Consider the following 18,118-nt stretch of genomic DNA (forward strand, 5'->3'; position numbering starts at 1 on the left):
CGGCGGTCCGTTACATGAGTACTTTGAGCAACTCCTGGGCGAGCGGGGCGGCCGAGGCGGGATTCTGGCCGGTGTAGAGGTTTCGGTCCACGACCGTGAACGGCTTCCAGATTTCGCCGCGAACGAAGTCGACGCCCAGCTTGACCAATTCGTCCTCGGCGGTCCATGGGGCCTTCTCGCGCAGGCCGACCGCGTCCTCCTCGTCGTTGGTGTAGGCGGTGACCCGATAGCCGGCGAAGGGTGAGACGCCGTTGCGCCGGGTGGCCAGCATGGCGACCGGCGCATGGCACACGATGGCCAGCGGCTTGCCGGACGCGAGCGCGACGGTGAGCAGTCGACCCGAGTCGGCGTCCTGCCACAGGTCCTCCATGGGGCCGTGCCCGCCGGGGTAATAGACGGCGTCGTAATCGTCCAGGCGCGCGGCGGCCAGTTCGATTGGCCTGCGCAACTCTTCGGCGGATCGCAGGGTCTCCTCGAGCTGCCGGGCGATCTCTTCGCTGCCGGCCATCGAGGGACGCAGGCTCATCACGTCCACGTAGGGCACCACACCGCCCGGAGTTGCCACGACGACCTCGTGGCCGGCTCCGCTCAGCGCGCCGTACGGGGCGGCGAACTCTTCGGCCCAATATCCGGTCGGATGCCTGGTCCCGTCCTTGAGCGTCCAGTAACTCGTTGCGGTCATGACGAACAGGACTTTGGCCATCGACCAAGGCTATGTGGGTGCGCGGCCGTCGGCAATCGGTCGCGACACGCGCCTAACAGCGCAGGGCCGGGCGAAGCGAATCAAACCAGCGCGGTTGACCATTCACAAATCTGGGTATGACCTGGTCATTGCATCGGTTGGGTGTCGGCTTTGAGAAATGAAGTGAGCACGGATGGTCGGCTGGCTGGACAGGCTGCAGAGACGGAACCGCCCCGTCGGCGTGGTGATCGCCGTCATCTACAAATACCTCGACGATCAAGGCGGCTATCTGTCCGCCTTGATCACCTACTACGGGTTCGTGTCGCTGTTCCCGCTGCTGCTCCTGATGACGACCGGGCTGGGGGTGATCCTGGCCGGACGACCCGACCTGCAAGAGCAGGTGCTGCACAGCACCCTGAGCCAATTCCCCGTCATCGGAAGCCAATTGCATCAGCCCGAGGGCCTCAGCGGCGGGACCGTCGCCGTGGTCGTCGGCATCGTGGGAGCACTCTACGGCGGCCTGGGCGTCGGCCAGGCGGTGCAGAACGCGATGGACTCGGTGTGGGCCGTGCCAAGAAACAAGCGCCCCAACCCAATATGGTCACGCGTGCGCAGCGCGCTGTTGTTGTTGATCCTCGGGTCGGCCGCCGTGGCTTCCACTGTCCTGTCCGCGATCGGCCAGGCCACCGGCTCCCTGGGCGTCGTCGGGAAGTTCGGCCTCACGCTCGCCGCCATCGCCATCAACGGGCTGATCTGCTTGGTGGCGTTTCGCGTGACCACCGCGCGTCAACTCAGCTACCGTCAGGTGTGGCCGGGAGCGCTTGCGGCGGCGATCATTTGGCAGATCCTGCAGCGGTTCGGCGCCGGTTACGTTGCGCACACGGTCAAGACGGCCAGCGCGACGAACAGCGTCTTCGCTCTGGTGCTGGGGCTGCTCGCCTTTCTTTACCTCCTGTCGACGACGCTGGTCCTGTGCGCCGAGATCAACGTGATTCTTGTGGAGCACCTTTACCCGCGCGCATTGCTCACCCCCTTCGTCGACGATGCGGATCTCACCGAGGCCGACCGCAAGACCTATGCCAAGAGAGCAAAAGCCGAGCGCGTCAAGGGATTCCAGCGTGTCAGCGTGAGGTTCCGCGACCTCACCCCCAAGCCCGATCCGCAGACGCCGACGGTCCGCAGCGGGCCCGCCGGCTAATGGGCGCCACGTCCCGTTTGTTGTTGTAACTCATCGATGAGCGCCGACGCTTGCGCCTTCGTCAGACCCTCGGGTAGGTCGCGTCCGGCTTCCAGCGCCAGCGTATTCAGGTAGCTGCGCTGCGGTCCGGTCATCGGCTCATCACCGGTCACCCAGTCGGACCGGTCCTTCTCGGGATTTTCGCGCGGCGCCTGTTCCGTGTCGTCAGTCATGTCTTGGGGGATAACCATCGCACACCCGTTCGAAACCTGCCGCCTCCGGTATCAGGCGTCGATGACTACGCGATCACTTTTCGCCCGCGAGACGCAGACCAGCATTTCGTCGTCGCCCTCCACGGTGCGTCCCCGCCGATCGACCTCGCCGGCCAGCACCTTGACCTTGCACGTCCCGCAGAACCCTTGCTGGCAGGAGTACGCGGTCGCCGGTTCGCGGTCGAGCATGACGGCCAGCGCCGACCGGTTGGCCGGCACGCTGAGCACCCGCTGCGAACGCGCGAGTTCCAGCTCGAAGGGGATGCCATCGACGACCGGCGGCGGGCTGAACCGCTCGTAATGCAGTGGCGCATCGACGTGTTGGTCGCGAGCCGTGCGGACCGCCTCCAGCATGGCGGTCGGCGCGCACACGTAGACGGCAGTCTTCGTACCCGCGCCGGCCAGCAGCTCCTCGGTGGTGGGGAAGCGGCCCCGCTCGTCGTCGGCCCACACGGTGACCCGCTCGGCGTCCACCGCCAGCACCTCGTCCAGCAGCGGCATGTAATCGCGGGAGCGGCCCGCATAGATTGCCCGCCAATTGATTCCGTGCTGTTGGGCCACCCGGATCATCGGCAGGATGGGCGTCACCCCGATGCCGCCGATGACAAACAACACCTCCTGCTCGTCGGTCACGAGGTAGAAGGCGTTGCGGGGGCCTTCGAACACGAGGGTGTCTCCCACGTCGAAGGCGTCATGCATTTCCTTCGAACCGCCGCCGCCGTCGGCGATCCGGCGCACGGCGATGCGGTAGTCGGTGCGCCGCCCGGGCGGCCCGCACAGCGAATACTGCCGGCGGCGGCCCGAGGCCAACCGGACGTCGATGTGCGCCCCGGGGGTCCACGACGGCAGCAATCCGCCGTCGGGATCGGCCAGCGTCAATGCCACCACGTCGGGCGTGAGTAGTTCGCGCTTGGTGATCACCGCGGTGGTGGTCCGCTGCACCGGCAGGACCCGCGACGGCGTCCACCGCGACGCCGTCGCGAAGGCGCCGAACACCGTGCCCACACCCCACAACGCGGTGTAAAGTCGGTCGCGCTTGCGGCGGCCGTAGAGGTCGGCGGGTCTGGATCTCCAAATGGCATGTGTCACAGCGAGTTCCTAGGACTGTCGAATGCGACCACCGAGTTGACCCAGTCGCTGGTGAGCTCCGCGATGACGTCGGGATGTGAGGCCACCACCCAGTGTCCGCCCTCGATCGGGACGATCCTGCTGTCGGGCGGTATGGAACCGGTGAACCGCTGCAGGGCGGGCGACACGAAGTAGTCCTGGCGGGCCACCAGCACCTGCACCGGGACTCGCGTCTCCGGCAGTTGCGCCGGCGGCGCCAGGATCGGTCCGGGCATGTTGGCACGGTACAGGTTGAGGCCGTTCAGGTAATCATCGATCGACCGGGTCGTGGCCGCACGTTGCGCACCGGCGCCGCGTGGCCGACCGATGCGTTCAACGGCCGCAAAGACTTTCATCGTCGCCCCAGTTCGGATCGCGACCTCCGGCGCACCCGGGCACAGGAAGAACCAGATGTATCCGGAGGCCAGGAACTGCCTGACCACGTCGGCCGCGGCGCGTGGCGTGCGCGCTGACCGCAGAAACCTGCCCGCATAGTTCAGGTGCGGCCCCGAGATCGACGTGAACGAGGCGATCTTGCCCATCACCGACTCGTCGGTGACCGCCGCCCAGCCCTGGATGGACCCCCAGTCGTGGCCGAGCAGGTGCACCTCGCCGACGCCCAGGCTGTCGATCACGGCGCCGATATCACCGACCAGATGGGTAAATCGATACCCCGACCGCGTTGCCGGCCTTGAGGATTCGCCGACGCCTCGCACGTCGTAGGCGACGAAGTTGTATCGGTCGCCAAGCTCCTCGGCGACGCCGTCCCACACGTGGTGGTTATCGGGGTAGCCGTGGATGGCCAGGACGGTCGGGCGCCGCGGGTCGATGCCGGTGTAGCTGTGCACCGCCAGCACCACGCCGTCCGACGCGGTCACGCTGGTCAACTGAGTCATCCGGCAACCTCAGTAAGACGCCCGCGCGGCGGGCGAGCGGGCCAAGTAGTCGACCGCGCGTCCCACCCCGCCCAGCTTGGACGGATGGAAGCTCGGCGTGTAGTACGCACCAATGACTCCCAAGAATTGGAACGGTCCGGGCACCAAACCCCGGCGCGCCGCGCGGAAGTAGTCCCGCCAGCGCGGCTTGCTCCCCGGCGGCATGTTCGGGTCGACCGAGTACATGAACCGCACGCCGCGGATGAACAACCACAGCAACGACGGCGTCACCAGCAGCTGGGTGCGCACCTGCCGCCAGTACCCGGCGCGCAGGTGCTTCATGGTGTCGAACGCGACGGCCTTGTGTTCGACTTCTTCCGCCCCGTGCCAGCGCAGCAGGTCCAGCATCACCGGGTCGGTGCCCATGGCGTCGTGTTGCGGGGTGTCGAGCACCCATTCGCCCAGGATGGCGGTGTAGTGCTCCAACGCAGCAACCATCGACACGCGCTCCAGCAACCAACTCGCCCGTCGTCGCGGACTCCACCCGGGCCGATCGCCGATCAGCTTGTGGAACAGCCACGCCATCTGGTCGGTGAACGGCGTCACGTCGATGCCGTTGGCCTCGAAGTGCGCGAGCACCCCCGAGTGCGCCTGGGAATGCATGGCCTCCTGGCTGATGAAGCCCTGCACGTCCAGCCGCAGCTGATCGTCCCTGATCAGCGGCAAGGTGTTCTTGAACGCGTCGACGATGAACTCCTCGCCCGCCGGCAGCAGCAGGTGCAGCACGTTGCAGAAATGTGTGGTGAAGGGCTCGTTGGGCACGTAGTAGAACGGCAGCTTGGCCCAGTCGAACTCGACGTCACGCGCCTGCAGGACGATCCGCTCGTGATCGAGCGACGCGTCGTGCGGACCCGTCGCCGCGTCGTCGACCGTGAACATCGTGGACCCCCTGCTGCTATCAGGCACTGCGTTGCGCCTCCGCCTCAGCCTCGGTGATCAACCGCTCGCGCCGCAAGAACCGGACCAGATTGTCGACCGTGTCGGTCAGGGCCGGCTCCCGCAGGTGGACCTTGGCCAGCGCGCGCGCGTGCCGGTACTGGGTGTTGTCGTAGCGCTTGTCCCGCATCGCGGCGATTTTGTCCGCCGAACGGACGAGGAAATCGACCAGCGGGTAGAGCTGATCGCGCGGCGTGCACCGGCGGTTCAGCTGCTCCACGAACGACGGGATGTTGTGGTAGTCGAAGCGGTAGCCGTGGCGTTCGGACAAGACCTTGGTGATGTCCGTCAGGTTGTAGTAATCGTCCGCGGTCATGTTATAGACGTGCCCGCCGCTGGAGGCATCCGTCGGCAGGCCCATCAGCGCGACGACGTGATCGGCGATCAGGTCCGCCGGCAGCAGGCTGATCTGGTTGAGCGCGTCGACGGCCAGCCCGTGCTCGATCATGAACGCCGTGAGCCGAACCAGGATGTCGTCCTGGCTGCCGAAGCCCGCCCTCGTGGGCGAGATCAGCGAAGGCCGGTAGATGCGCACGTCGAGGCCCCGCCGTTGGGCGGCCAGCACCAACTGCTCGGCGACCCACTTGGTCTGCGAGTAGCCGAAGTCCAGGCCGCTCATCTTCGTGTTGGCGTCCCACTCCCCGACCACCGGCTCGGTGCTCCAGCCATAAATGAACGTGCTGGAGACCAGGTGGAAGGTCTTGCGGTGGTCGGTCATGGCCAGCCGCAACAGCTCCTGCGTGCCCAGCACATTGGCGGGGCGCAGGGCGTCGTACGTCCGGACGTAGTTGACCAGGGCGCCGTTGTGGACGATGGCGTCGACGCTGTCGGCCAGCCGTCCGAACTCTGCCTCGCCGACGCCCAGGTGGGGCTCGGCAAGATCACCGCAGACCACGCGCACCCGCGCACGGACCTCGTCCTCCAGGGCCGGGGACCAGAGCTGGGCCCGGCGCAGCGACGCGACGATCCGGTCCAGGCCGTGCGCCGGGTCCGTGGCGCGGACCAGCGCATGGATGGTGTGCGACGTCTGCCCGAGCAGGCTGTTCACCAGGAACGGCCCCAGGAAGCCGGTCGCGCCCGTCAGCAGGATGTCGCGTACCGGGCCCGATCGCGCCGGCGGTAGGGCCGGCAGGGGCAGCCGCGCATCGGCGCGCATCTGCTCGGTCTCCTGCACCTCGTACTCGGCCGAGATCTGATCCAGCGCCCGCCGCAGGGCGTCCAGCGGCTGCCCGGACCGATCGCCGAACTGCCGCATGAGCCGGAAGAATTCGGCGACCGTCAGGCGCTGGAGCAACCGGGTGTTGACGTCCTCGGCCAGCTCCCCCGCGCCGTGCTCTTCCAGCAGGGCCTGCAGGTCCGCGCGGAGCTCGGCCAGGGCCAGCGAGTCGATCCCGAGATCCGCGAAGGAGCACTCTTCGTACCCGGTGAGGTCGTAGCTCTCGATGAGGTGGCGGAAACGGCCGAGGGGGCCCGTGCTGGCGTCCGGCCCTGTGTGGGTTTTCTGGATCCAGGTCGCCAGCACGGGCAGCTTGCCGTCCAGCCATAGCTGGCGGGTCTCCGAGCGCCTGATCTTCCCCGAGGTGGTCTTGGGGATGCTGCGCGGCGGCACGAACAGGATGGTGTGCGGATCGATATGCCCGTGCCGGCGGATTGCGCGCGCCAGGGCCTTGGCGTCGGGGAGGTCGCGCTCGCCGCGCACCTCGGCGACGACGACCAATGCTTCCCCGTCCTCGCGCTCGACCGAGAAGGCGGCAACGCAGCCGTGGCGGATCTGCCCGGCCGACCGCTCCACGACGGCCTCGATGTCCGACGGGTAGCAGTTGACGCCGCGGACGATGATCAGGTCCTTGGTCCGGCCGCAGACGAACAGTTCCCCCTCGTAGAGGAAGCCGAGGTCGCCCGTCCGCAGGTAGGTGTGCTCGTCGTCGCCGTGGATACGGGCCTCGAACATCTCCGCGGTGACGTCCGGGCGATGCCAGTAGCCGCCGCCCTTGGACGCGCCCGCCAGCCAGACCTCGCCGACCCGGCCCTCGCCCAGCGCCTCCCTGGATTCGGGGTCGACGATGCGGACGACGGTCCCGGCCGCGGGTTTGCCGCTGCTCACCAGCGGGGTCTGGTTGTTGTTCTCGGGCAGGGCCTTCTCCACCCGCACGACGTTCTGCTGCAGGGCCCGCTTGTTGACGGACAGGGTCTGGCGGCCGTGCATCGACACGATCAGGGTGTTCTCGGCCAGGCCGTAAGCGCCGGTCAGCGCGTCGGGCCGCAGGCCGCAGGGGGCGAAGCGCTCCCGGAAGCGGGCGAAAGTCTTGGCCCGCAAGGGTTCCGCGCCGATGAGCATGGACTGGAGGCTGCTCAGATCGATGCCCTCGAGCTCCGACGCGGGCAGCTTGTCCTCGCGCAGGCAGTACTCGAGCGCGAAGTTCGGTGCGGGCGTGCGGGTGGCGCGCACGTCGCTGATGAGGCGCAGCCACGACGACGGTCGCTTGAGGAAGTCCTCCGGCGACATGCCGTGGGTGGTTCCGCCGAGCACCATGATGAACAGGTAGGCCGAGATTAGGCCCATGTCGTGGTGCTGCGGCAGCCAGCTGACCGCCACCTCGCTGTCCGTCAGCGCCGAAGCATTGGCGATGACGTTGGCGTGCGTCACGACCACGCCCTTGGGATCGCTGGTGGAGCCGGACGTGTACTGCAGGAAGAGCACCCGGCCGGGCGTATCGGCCACGGGTTCGCCGCCGAAGTCTCGCGTGGCGTCGGTCGCCACCCAGGGCAGCTCCGGGAGCCGCTCGACGTCCGGCCAGGGCAGCGCGCCCTGTCGGTGGTCCAGCAGCTCGCGGAAGGTGCGCTCGAGTTCCTTGGTCGACAGCACCGCCTTGGCCTGGGAGTCACGCGCGATGAAGCTGAGCTTGGCCAGGCCGGCTTCGAACGACATGGGCAGCGGCGGGCTGACCGGTACGGCGATCACCCCGATGCGGGCGCAGGCGTAGAACGCGGCCACCATCTCCAGGCCCGGCGGGTATACCAGCAGCGCTCGATCACCCGGCTTCAGCCCGGCCTGCGTGGACAGGTAGGCGGCCAACGCGCGCGTCCGCTTGTCGAAGCTGTCGTAGGTGTAGCGGTCGAGCTCCCGGCCCTCGGCGTCGACGAACCGGAAGAGGGTCTGGTGTGGTCGGCGCGCTTGCCACATCCGCAGGTAGTCGATCAGCGTCTGCATCGAGGAGTCCCTTCCAGGTCGGTGATGGGTTGAGCCGAAATCAGAAAAACATGTGCCTAGATCGCAATTCGTAATTCCACGGTAAGGGTCAATCAAACCCGAGAAAAGACCATTTTAGGCCTGCACATTGACTTCACAGGCTCGACCCGACCGCAGGCGTGACGCAGCTCATAGTCGCGCAATTGTTCCAGCGCCGGAAAAGCGTCTTTGCAAATACTGCGATCAGTATCTCCGCACCCACTCGGCGAAGGTAAACCCAGCTCGTTCGGTAATGACGTAGATACTGAGTTACGGAATTGCGGCTTTAAGTATGCAATGATCGGCTTTCGGTCAGGACGATTCCGAAAGGGCTCGTGGGGTTGTTATTGCCCGCAATAGAAACGGTTAGCCCGGTGCCGCGCCGGCACCGCCTTTCAACCCCGCGCTTATGCCAACAATTGTTCGCGTCCGGTACGACGCCAAACCGTCGTACGGGACGCAAACCGGGCGGGGAGCCGGTCCCGCGCCCGGCGGCGGGGCTCAGAATCTCCGCATATACTGAGATGACTTACTGATCGCCGGACCTACTGTTGCCAGAGAAGGTCGCCCAGGATGAGTACTTCGGACCCCGCCTACCGCCCCGGCGCCGCATTGACTCCCGCGGTCGCCGCCGCACCCACGGAACCCTTCGCCGTCGGACGAACGCGCAACCCCAAGACCCGCCGCACGGTCGACCTCGCGCCCGCCCAGCATCGAGCCCTCGACATCTGGCAGCGTGAGGCGGCCGATCGCCTCGGCGTCGCCCGTGTCACCGGCCAAGAAGTGCTCGCCACGCTGGTCGACCAGCTGCTGAACGACCCCAGGCTTTCCGCCCAGATCACGCGCACCATCCAGGCGCGGCGCTGATCGCTGTGAGCTACCGCCCGGCCACCTGGGCAACGCGGATGCGCGGCCCGGCGCGGGCCACCAGCCGGGTGATGCCGAGGAAACGCTCGCCGTCAATGATCGGCGACAGCGGCTCGCCGTCGGCCTCGATGATCATCTCGCGGCCGTTGACGTCGCGTACCCGCTCGCCGCGCATCGTTCCGTTGGTGAGCGCCGCGGGAAGCTGCGCGACGATCTTCGACGGCCTCACTTCCCCGGCCTGGAAGTGCAGCGCACCGGGTTGGGCCGCCTTCGGGAACAGCCGGAACGGGCCCCCGATGCGGAGGTCGATGGCGCCGGCGTGCAGCAAGCGGTGTGTCCGCGTGGGCACCTCCTCGCCGTCGATCACGACGCGGGCGCGGGTCGGGGTGAACAAGACGGACGCGTAGTTCGGCGTCTTGACCCGGCTGGGCGCGATTTTCGAGGTCAGGTAGTCGCCGAACGAGCGGGCGATCACCCGGGCGACGGCCAGGCGGTCGTGATTCGGCGAGTCGTAATACCTTTCGTAGAACCGGTTTCCGACGCCGCCGGCGGCCAGCCCGAAGCACAGGCGATGAAACGCTGCCCCGTCCTCGGTTTCACCGTCGAGTTCCAGGGTGTCCAGGCGAATCTCGGGCGGGGGCCGGTCGGCCTCCGCGGCGGCTGCCAAGGCGCGGATGATCCCGTCGGCGCGACCGCGCACCCGCGCCTTGCGCGCGACGGCGTTGACGCTGCCGCCGTTGCTGGGCACGAAGGTTGGCCAGCGGTCGGGATCGGCGATGCACTGCTCGATTTCGTTGACCAGCCAATGCAGCGCGCCGTCGCCGCCATCACCGACGAGGTGGCTGGTCCGGGGATTGAGCTCTTTGATGGTCCTGCGGAGATCCTCGACGGACGCGGTCTCGTGCACCTCACCCCACGGGCCGACGATCCGGCGCAAGTCGGCGGCGCGATCCGGCGCGGCGCGGTTTTTGCGCGCGAGCGGGTTGACGATGACGCCGAGGTACATCCCCCGCACGATACCCGCGGAGGCTGGATGGGGGCGAGATCGCGCCGCACGGCGGCGGGGTCGTATTGGGCTGTTGTGCAGCGGTTTTGCGCCCTGCGGAAGCCGGCCCGATTTCGCAGCTAGGGTGGCTGCCATGCCTGCTTGGACCGCCGCAGACCTGCCCTCGTTCGCCGGACGCACCGCGATCGTCACCGGCGCCAACGCCGGGCTGGGCGAGGTGACCGCCCGCGAGTTGGCCCGCGTCGGTGCCCACGTCGTCCTCGCGGTGCGCGACACCGAGAAGGGCACGGCTGCGGCCGCGCGCATGACCGGCGACATCGAGGTGCGCCGGCTCGACCTGCAGGACCTGACCTCGGTGCGTCGCTTCGCCGACGACACCGAGCACGTCGATGTCCTCGTCAACAACGCCGGGATCATGGCGACCAAACACGCCGTCACCGCCGACGGCTTCGAGGGTCAGATCGGCACCAACCACCTCGGGCACTTCGCGCTGACCAACCTGTTGTTGCCCAAGCTCACCGACCGCGTCGTCACGGTGTCCTCGCTGTTGCACCACATCGGATTCATCAGCCTCAAGGACCTCAACTGGCGGTCCCGCCGGTATTCGGCCTGGCTCGCATACGGCCAGTCGAAGCTGGCCAACCTGTTGTTCACCAGCGAGCTGCAGCGCCGCTCGCATGCCGCCGGTTCTTCGCTGCGCGCGCTGGCCGCCCATCCCGGCTGGTCGCACACCAACCTGCAAGGCAACTCGGGCCGGAAATTGGGCGACGCGGCGGTGTTGGCCGCAGACCGGCTGGTGTCGACCGATGCGGACTTCGGTGCCCGGCAGACGTTGTACGCGGCATCGCAGGACCTACCGGGCGACACGTTCATCGGTCCCCGCTTCGGCCTGTACGGCCGCACCCAGCCGACCTGGCGAAATTGGCCGGCCAAGCGCGAGGCCACCGCCGCCGCGCTCTGGGACCTTTCCGAACAGCTCACCGGCACGAAATTCCCGCTCTGAGCCGCCGCCGATCCGGCTCGACGGGCCGGGTCCGCCAGTCGCGGTTAGATTGGATGAATAGGCAGTCGCTGGGCCCACCCAGCTAACAGTGCAACGCGACGCCGCAAACAGGCGCGTGAGCGAGGAGGTCATCCCATGTCGAGCACGGATGTGGCGGTGCTGCTCGCTCTGTTGGCCGCGCTGGCATCCGCGGTCGGCAACGTGATCCGGCAGCGGTCCGCGCAGGAGGTCACCGACAAACCGGTCGGCCACCTGACGCTGTTCGGCATGTTGTTGCGCGACACCCGCTGGTGGCTGGGCGGTTTGGGAGACATCTCCAGCTACTGCCTACTCGCCCTTGCCCTCGACAAGGGCTCGGTGTTGTTGGTCATGTCGCTGCAGGTGACCGCGCTGCTGTTCGCCTTACCGATCTACGCGCGAGTGACGCGGCATCGGGTGACCCGCGCAGAGTGGCTGTGGGCGCTGTTGCTGGCCGTGGCATTGGCGATCGTCATCGCGGTCGGGCAGCCGGCGGGCGGCCAGGAGCAGGGGTCGCTGGCAGCATGGCTGGTGGTGGCCGTGGTGATGGGTCCGCCGTTGTTGCTGGGTCTGTTGGGCGCCCGGATCTGGGCGGACCGGCCGGCCGCGGCGCTGTTGCTGGCGGCGGTGGCGGGTTCGTTGCTGGCGGTGTTCTCGGTGCTGATGAAGGGCGTGGTCGACGTGATCGAACACACCCCGGGCCAGCTGTGGCACACACCCGAGTTGTATGCCTGGGTGGCCGCCGGCGTGGCCGGGATGATCTTCCACCAGTCGGCCTATCGCGCCGGCGCGCTGACCGCCTCGCTGCCGACGATCATCGTCGCGAAGCCGGTGGTGGCGGGCGTACTCGGAGTCGCGGTGCTCGGCGAGACCTTGAACGCGGACGGCACGCAATGGTTGGTGCTCGCGGTGGCGGCCGTGGTGGTGATCGCCGCGACGGTGGGCCTGGCTCGCGGGGAGGCGGCCACCATGGCCGCCGGCGCCGGGCGCGACCTGAAGATCCCCGACCAGCCCAAGGCGGCGTCGCAAGCCTGATCGGGTGGGCGGCGTCGTCAGCTTTCGCGGATCTCGAAGGTGAATTCCCCGGCGGCCAACACGTTCATCACCTTGCTCGGGCCGACCGTCAATGGCGGCAGCGTGACTCAGGCGATCGTGTTCCCGGTCCGGAAGTAGACAGGCCAACTTCACACAAAGTCGCCCTTGGAATTCATGCCATAGGCACATAGGTGTTTCGCAAAAGGCATTTCACAAGCGGTTTTGCTCGCCCTAGCGTCATAACCGGGCTTAGAAGCCCCTATGAGAACAGCCGCCCACCGACGCCCCGCGGCACGACATGCCGACAATGTGCTTGCGCACCGAACCCGCCGCGGGGCGTTAACTTCAACGCATCTAGCTGGGCTCGTAGCCGATACGGCGAATACCGGGCGCGGTCGCGGTGTTGTGTCGGTTATGGTCCGGACAGGAGACCCTGAGATGACAACACCGTCAGCGCGCCCACCAAGGCCCGTCGACGCCGGGCGCCGGCGCCGAATCCTGGGCGGCGCGCGCTACGTCATCCTCGCGGCGATGGCCATGTGCCTGCTGGTGAGCGGTTGCACCGTGTCCGCCGCCGGACGCCCGGTGGCGGCCCCGAACCTGGGGCACTGGCAGCCCCCGCGGATTCTCAACGCGCGCCTGGACCACCTGCTGTTGACCGCCGGTGACGTCGACGCCGTGGGGCAAACCACGAATATGGTGTTGCGCAGGCCGATTTCGGAGATGTCGCACAGCGAGGACCAGGTCTCGGATCGCAACTGCCTGGACGCCTATTCGCCGGTCGAGGCCGCCGTCTACCGCGACAGCAGCTGGGTTGCGTTGGAGGGACAGTTGCTCGATAACGCCCGCGCGGCGGCCCAGCGCAAGCACGCCCTGCTGCAGGCGGTGGTCAGGTTCCGCGACGCCGACGTGGCGCAGCAATTCTTCACCCAGGCCAAACCGCGGTGGTCCGCCTGCGCCAACCGGCCGCTGACCTTCAGCCAGCCCGGCGACCCGTCGGTCAAGTGGACTTTCGGCGAGCTGACGGCGACCGGCACCTCGCTCAGCCTGGTGCAGACCCTCGACAACGGCCATGGCTTCGCCTGCCAACGCGCGCTGGGGGTGCGGAACAACATCATCATCGACACGCTGTGGTGCGGGTTCGACACCGCCAACCAGGCGGGCGATGTCGTCAGCAAGATCGCGTCCGCCGTTGAAGTGTGATGTCAGGACTCGCTGGTCGATGACCGCCGAAAAGGCTTGCGGCGCACCACCACGAAGATAACCAGCGCCAGCACGGCCAGCACAGGTATCCAGGGGATGAGGAATCCGACGGTCAGCACGACGGCGTGGACGGCGGAGAGCAGCGACTGCCACCCGTTTTGCAGCGCGCCGAGGAAGCCGCCGTGGGTGACCGTGGGCTCGGCCGCGATGTGGACGTTGATCGTCGCGTAGGCAACCTGGTCGCCGAGCGCGGCGCGCTGCGCCCGCAGCGAGTCCAGCTCGGCCTGTCGTTGAGTCAGCGACGATTCCGCGGCGAGCAGATCTGCAACGTTGCCCGCCCGGCCCATCAGCTGGAGCAGCCGATTGACCGAGGTCTGCAGCGCCTCGATGCGGGCGTCGAGGTCGACGCGCTGCGACGTGACGTCGGTGTGGCCGATGGACATCGACTCGACGGCCCCGAGTTTCTTGGCGTCGGACACAACCCCGTCGAGTTTGTCCGCGGGAATGCGCAACACGAGATCCACCGTCGGCGAAGACGATCCGGATCTTTCCGATCGCGAGTCCACCCGCCCGCCGGCGTCGGTGGCGGCGGAGACGAGCCGGTCGGCGGCCTGGGCGGGTGCGGCGACGACCATCTGCAGGGACCCCGTGGTGACGATGTCGCGTTTGAAGGTGCTGTCCTGGGGGACCGGGGGCGATGGTGGTGCCTCCGGGGCCACGACGGTGTTCTCGGGAACGCCGGCCCTGATCCCGGAAGCCGCGTCGCTTGATTCGGTTGTCTTGCCGCTGACGATGCCGTCGCGCGTCGGGGCGGAGACTCCAGGCCGGCCGAGCGACCAAGCCCAGCCGCCGCCGAGGAGCAGGGCGACCGTCAGCGCGACACCAATGGCGTTGCGCAGCTTGATCGTTCGCGGCTTCGGCGCCGCCGATGACGCCGGGGTGGCCGGCGCGCCGCCCGCAAACACGGGTTGGTCCGGTGCCGGGCTCCGTTCCCATCCGGCGGGCGCCTCCACAGGCTGCATCACCCGGTGCCGCACCGCACCCTCGGCGACGATTCGGTTGTCGATCGCGACGTAAACGGTGAACCTGCACAACACGCCAAAGCGCAATGACGTCTTGATGATTCGCGTCTCCAAGTCCTTCGTGGCCACCGAGACGTAACGGTCCTCGAGGTCGCGAAGGTGGGCCCGCGCCCACTGAGCGGTCACTGCGGGCGCCTCGCGGCGCCGTGCGCGGACGGTCCGCGACCACTCCCCGCCGTCGGGGGTGCTGCCGTGCAGCGCGAGCGAGCCGGTCGCGCTGCCCCGATACCGTCCCGTCAGCACCAGCGGCACCCCCGGAAACAGGTCGGGTATCCGGGCGGGGCTCGCGGTGTCCTCGACGATCGCCAGCCCCTCGGCGCGCAGTTGCAGCGAGTGGGCGAGCGGCGCGCCGATGCGGCGGTGCATGGCGTCCATCGCCTCGTCGAGGCGGTCCTCGCTTTCCACCAGCTCGCAACGCCCGCCGCCGACGGTGGCGAGGCGGCCCAGGAATCCGGCGTTGACGGCCTGGTCAATGCCCACCGTATGCACCCGCACCCGCTGCAGGTCTTTCGACAGCTCGCGCAGTAGCTGGTCCTCGTTACCGACCTGGCCGTCGGTGACCAGGACGAGGACGGCGTCGCGGGCCTCGCCGTTGCGTGACGCACCCAACCAGGCGAGCGCCTGCCGTAAGGGCGCCGCCATCTCGGTGCCGCCGCCCGCCTCGACACGGGCGAGGTGCTCCACGGCGCGGTACCGGTTTCGGTCGCTGGCGCGGACCAGCCCGCGGGGCAGGCCGGCGGGGCGGTCGATCGCGTCGTCTAACGTCAGCACGGCGAACCGGTCCGCTGTGGTGAGCGTGTCGACGATGCGGGCCGCGGCGCGGCGCGCGGCCACCATCTTCCACCCCCGCATGCTGCCGGAGCGGTCGAGCAGCAGCACCAGGTCGCGCGGGCGCGGCGGCGCACTCGACACCGGCGGCAACACGGTGAGTCGATAGGTCCCCTCGTCGCCGCCCTCCGAATCCTGCACCAGCACAAGAGAATCGGTGAGGTCGTCGGCGCCGTAACGCAACCGCAGCACGAAATCCCGGTCAGCCCGTTCCGCGGGTTGCACCCGAATCCGGCCGTCATCGGTGGAGACGATGTCCAGGCTGGACCGCACCTCCGACAGCGCCAGACCGGCTGGGTCGATGCCGACCTCGATGGCCAGCGGAACCGGGTGGGGGAAACCGGGCAGCAGCACGGGCGGCGTGATGCGCGACGCGTCCGGGACCGCGCCGGTGTCGTCGGCGTAGCCGTCGCCGACTGCGGCATCGGCGAGGGCGTCGCCCGGGATGTACCGGGGCGCAACCACAAGCGGGAAGCGGAACGTCGCCTCGCCGTCCTCGTAGGCCAGGGCGCCAACGAGCGTGAGCGCGATGCTGACCCGCTCGCCGGGCAGGATGTTGCCGACCCGGATGGTGAACACGTCCGGCCGCTCCTCCTCGGCGATGGATGCCCGACGGCCCGAGGCGATCGCCTCCTCGTAGGCCTCGCGGGCGGCTTGGCGATCGCGCAGCTCTGCTTCGACGACTCGCCCGTCGGCCGTCATCCGCATTCCGGTCACCCCGCCCCGATCCGGCAGCGGGAACACGTAAGTGGCTTCCAGGGGTGCGTCGAAGGCGTTGACGAAGTCCTGCCTCAGCTCCACCCGGCTGGTGAGCCCGGTGATCTGTGCCCGCACGTCGATGCACGCGAGCGGCAGGTTGCCCCGTGCGGTGCGCAGAGCACCGAGGCCCGCCTCGCCATCCGGGGCCGCACTCGTCGTCTCTGCGTCGGTCATCGACGTGATGGGGACGGTCATGATGGGCTCCGATCATCGTGGGACAGCGGACCTGCCAGCAAGCCGCGTTCGGCGAGCAGTTCGAGCAGCGGCGCGGCGGCCGCGCGGATCGCCTGGACGTCGTCTTCGCCGGGGCGGGCGGGCAGCACCAGCAGCGCGCCGCCGGGCAGGCTCACCGCGGCCAGCTTCGTGGCACCGTTATCGCCGCCGCCATTGGCCGTCGGCTCGGCGGCGGCGGGCGGATCCGCCCAGAAGCGCCGCCGGCGATCGGGGCGTGCTGCCGCCTCATCGGCCGGCGCCTGCGCAACGAGCAGCTCGTCGGAAACGGCGGCCACTTTGCGCAGCGTCTCGTCGGTAGCTCCGGCCAGTTCGGCCTGGATGTCGGCGAGCGAACGGCCTTCGGCCTGGCGGCGTTTGACCGCGACGACCTGCAGCAGCTGGCGCGGGCCGTAGAGCGCGATGCGTCCCTGCATGGCGGGCCGGTCGACGAGCCCGGTCGTCGTGTACCAGCGCACCACCCGCCGATCGGGCAGCTCCCGAACCCGCCCGTTGGGCGCTCCCGGGTACGCGGGGTCGGCCAGTCCGACGGCCACCCGCCGCACCAGCTCGTCCAGCGTCCACGACGCCCCGTCGCTCACGACTTCGATACTGACACTGTCATAGTGACACTGTCAATGTTTTGTCCCGCCGACACCCGCCGGAAAACGCACCTGCGCCACAAGCCGCGCATACGCTTCACGCGTGTCGCTTCTGGTGGTGGCTCCCGAGTGGTTGACCTCGGCCGCGGTGGAGGTGCAGAGCATCGGTTCGTCGCTGACCGCGGCGCATCTGGCGGCCGCTCTTCCGACCGGTGGGATCGCGGCTGCCGCCGCCGATGAGGTGTCACAGGCCGTGGCGGCGCTCTTCACCTCCTACGGCCGGGAGTATCAGGTGCTCAGCACCCGGGCCAGCGCGTTCGGCCAACAGTTCGTGCAGGCGCTGAACTCGGCCGCCGGCTCGTATGCGGCCGCGGACGCGACGAGCGCCCTGCTGTTGCAGCCCGTGCAGCAGAATTTGCTAGGCGCGGTTAACGCGGCCACCGAGGCGGTGGTGGGGCGTCCGTTGATCGGCACCGGAAGTGCCGTCGGGACGGGCGTGGCCGACGCGGCGATCTACGACGCGAACCTGCTCATCCAGCGCGAGTTCGGCATCTACAACTTCGGCGACTGGCGCGGCTGGGCGGCCTTTTTGCTCGACTACACCTGGGGAGCCCCGGGCACGGCGCTGGGCTACGGCGTGCAAGTCATCAACGCGTTCTATCCCAACTCCAACTACGACCCCGCGCTCAGCGCGCTCGCGGGTTCCCACGTCTACCGTGGCGGCATCGGCCTGCCGGGCTTTGCCACCACGATGGGCAACGTCACCACGCACCTCGGGACCGGCCCGGGCGCCACCGACGTCATGCTCAATCACGAAGAGGTGCACGTCTGGCAGAACCGGCTCTTCGGCCCGCTGTTCTCGACCAGTTATGCCGGCTGGCTGGTCGGTGGCTACGTCGTCGGGACGGGCTACTGGTTGCTCCACCCGAACGAGGACTGGTTCAGCCTGGTCGAGACGGCCGCGTACTACGACAATCCGTGGGAAGTGTGGGCGTACGCCAACGACAACAACTGGCCGCCGCCGGGTGCCAACCCGGCGCTGCTGTGGCCGGCGTGGACGGACCCGGTGCTGCTCTATCCGGCCCGGGCGGACCTGCTGGCGCCGTTCATGTGAGACCGGGTTGTTGCTGGCCGCGCAGTGACTCCGGTTCGACCCTGGCCGGCGGC

15 protein-coding genes are annotated in these 18,118 nt (G+C 68.4%); 6 read left to right on the forward strand and 9 right to left on the reverse strand.

Features of this window, described 5'->3' with window-relative positions; all coding sequences use genetic code 11:
- Nucleotides 1-10: 10 nt before the first annotated feature.
- Entirely contained in the window at nt 11-703 is a 693-nt protein-coding gene (locus A5787_RS26130; protein ID WP_066972671.1) for a type 1 glutamine amidotransferase domain-containing protein, read from the reverse strand.
- 172 nt (nt 704-875) lie between these two features.
- Here A5787_RS26130 and A5787_RS26135 point away from each other — a divergent pair, with 172 nt between their 5' ends.
- A complete protein-coding gene (locus A5787_RS26135) occupies nt 876-1,880 on the forward strand; it encodes a YihY/virulence factor BrkB family protein (RefSeq protein ID WP_066972674.1) in 1,005 nt (334 codons plus the stop codon).
- On the opposite strand, the gene A5787_RS26140 is transcribed toward A5787_RS26135, so the two are convergent.
- The 5 genes from A5787_RS26140 to A5787_RS26160 are packed head-to-tail and all read right to left on the reverse strand — an operon-like array spanning nt 1,877 to nt 8,320.
- Nucleotides 1,877-2,092 (reverse strand): DUF3072 domain-containing protein, encoded by a 216-nt coding sequence (locus A5787_RS26140; RefSeq protein WP_066972677.1) that lies wholly within the window; start codon nt 2,090-2,092, stop codon nt 1,877-1,879. The genes A5787_RS26135 and A5787_RS26140 overlap by 4 nt on opposite strands.
- A gap of 51 nt (nt 2,093-2,143) precedes the next feature.
- Nucleotides 2,144-3,220 carry a PDR/VanB family oxidoreductase gene (locus A5787_RS26145; protein WP_066972680.1) on the reverse strand — a complete coding sequence of 359 codons (1,077 nt, stop codon included), beginning with the start codon at nt 3,218-3,220 and terminating at the stop codon, nt 2,144-2,146.
- Nucleotides 3,217-4,134, reverse strand: a complete 918-nt coding sequence (locus A5787_RS26150) for an alpha/beta fold hydrolase (protein WP_066972683.1) — start codon at nt 4,132-4,134, stop codon at nt 3,217-3,219. The genes A5787_RS26145 and A5787_RS26150 overlap by 4 nt, the downstream gene beginning before the upstream one ends.
- A 9-nt stretch (nt 4,135-4,143) precedes the next feature.
- On the reverse strand, nt 4,144-5,052 hold the full coding sequence (locus A5787_RS26155; protein ID WP_066972685.1) for a metal-dependent hydrolase: 909 nt from the start codon (nt 5,050-5,052) through the stop codon (nt 4,144-4,146).
- 19 nt (nt 5,053-5,071) lie between these two features.
- Nucleotides 5,072-8,320 carry a thioester reductase domain-containing protein gene (locus A5787_RS26160; protein WP_066972686.1) on the reverse strand — a complete coding sequence of 1,083 codons (3,249 nt, stop codon included), beginning with the start codon at nt 8,318-8,320 and terminating at the stop codon, nt 5,072-5,074.
- Nucleotides 8,321-8,911: 591 nt separating this feature from the next.
- On the opposite strand from A5787_RS26160, the gene A5787_RS26165 reads away from it, so the two are divergent.
- On the forward strand, nt 8,912-9,205 hold the full coding sequence (locus tag A5787_RS26165; protein WP_066972690.1) for a hypothetical protein: 294 nt from the start codon (nt 8,912-8,914) through the stop codon (nt 9,203-9,205).
- A gap of 10 nt (nt 9,206-9,215) precedes the next feature.
- On the opposite strand, the gene A5787_RS26170 is transcribed toward A5787_RS26165, so the two are convergent.
- Nucleotides 9,216-10,211, reverse strand: a complete 996-nt coding sequence (locus A5787_RS26170; protein WP_066972693.1) for a diacylglycerol kinase family protein — start codon at nt 10,209-10,211, stop codon at nt 9,216-9,218.
- Between the two features lie 133 nt (nt 10,212-10,344).
- On the opposite strand from A5787_RS26170, the gene A5787_RS26175 reads away from it, so the two are divergent.
- The 3 genes from A5787_RS26175 to A5787_RS26185 all read left to right on the forward strand — a co-directional run bounded on the left by A5787_RS26175 (nt 10,345) and on the right by A5787_RS26185 (nt 13,470).
- Nucleotides 10,345-11,214, forward strand: coding sequence for an oxidoreductase (locus A5787_RS26175; protein WP_066972697.1), 870 nt, complete (start codon nt 10,345-10,347; stop codon nt 11,212-11,214).
- Between the two features lie 135 nt (nt 11,215-11,349).
- On the forward strand, nt 11,350-12,267 hold the full coding sequence (locus A5787_RS26180) for a DMT family transporter (protein WP_066972700.1): 918 nt from the start codon (nt 11,350-11,352) through the stop codon (nt 12,265-12,267).
- Nucleotides 12,268-12,705: 438 nt separating this feature from the next.
- Nucleotides 12,706-13,470, forward strand: a complete 765-nt coding sequence (locus tag A5787_RS26185) for a sensor domain-containing protein (protein ID WP_197507417.1) — start codon at nt 12,706-12,708, stop codon at nt 13,468-13,470.
- 2 nt (nt 13,471-13,472) lie between these two features.
- Here A5787_RS26185 and A5787_RS26190 read toward each other — a convergent pair whose 3' ends face one another.
- Both A5787_RS26190 and A5787_RS26195 read right to left on the reverse strand, forming a co-directional pair.
- Entirely contained in the window at nt 13,473-16,334 is a 2,862-nt protein-coding gene (locus A5787_RS26190) for a DUF4349 domain-containing protein (protein ID WP_066972706.1), read from the reverse strand.
- Nucleotides 16,331-16,951: a helix-turn-helix domain-containing protein gene (locus A5787_RS26195; protein WP_066972709.1), complete on the reverse strand. Its 621-nt coding sequence runs from the start codon at nt 16,949-16,951 to the stop codon at nt 16,331-16,333. Before A5787_RS26195 ends, A5787_RS26190 begins: the two co-directional genes overlap by 4 nt.
- Before the next feature lie 103 nt (nt 16,952-17,054).
- Between A5787_RS26195 and A5787_RS27920 the strand changes: the two genes are divergently transcribed.
- Nucleotides 17,055-18,065 (forward strand): PE family protein, encoded by a 1,011-nt coding sequence (locus A5787_RS27920; RefSeq protein ID WP_066972713.1) that lies wholly within the window; start codon nt 17,055-17,057, stop codon nt 18,063-18,065.
- Nucleotides 18,066-18,118: the final 53 nt, after the last annotated feature.

Origin of the sequence: Mycobacterium sp. 852002-50816_SCH5313054-b (assembly GCF_001667185.1) — a bacterium.
Classification (GTDB): domain Bacteria; phylum Actinomycetota; class Actinomycetes; order Mycobacteriales; family Mycobacteriaceae; genus Mycobacterium.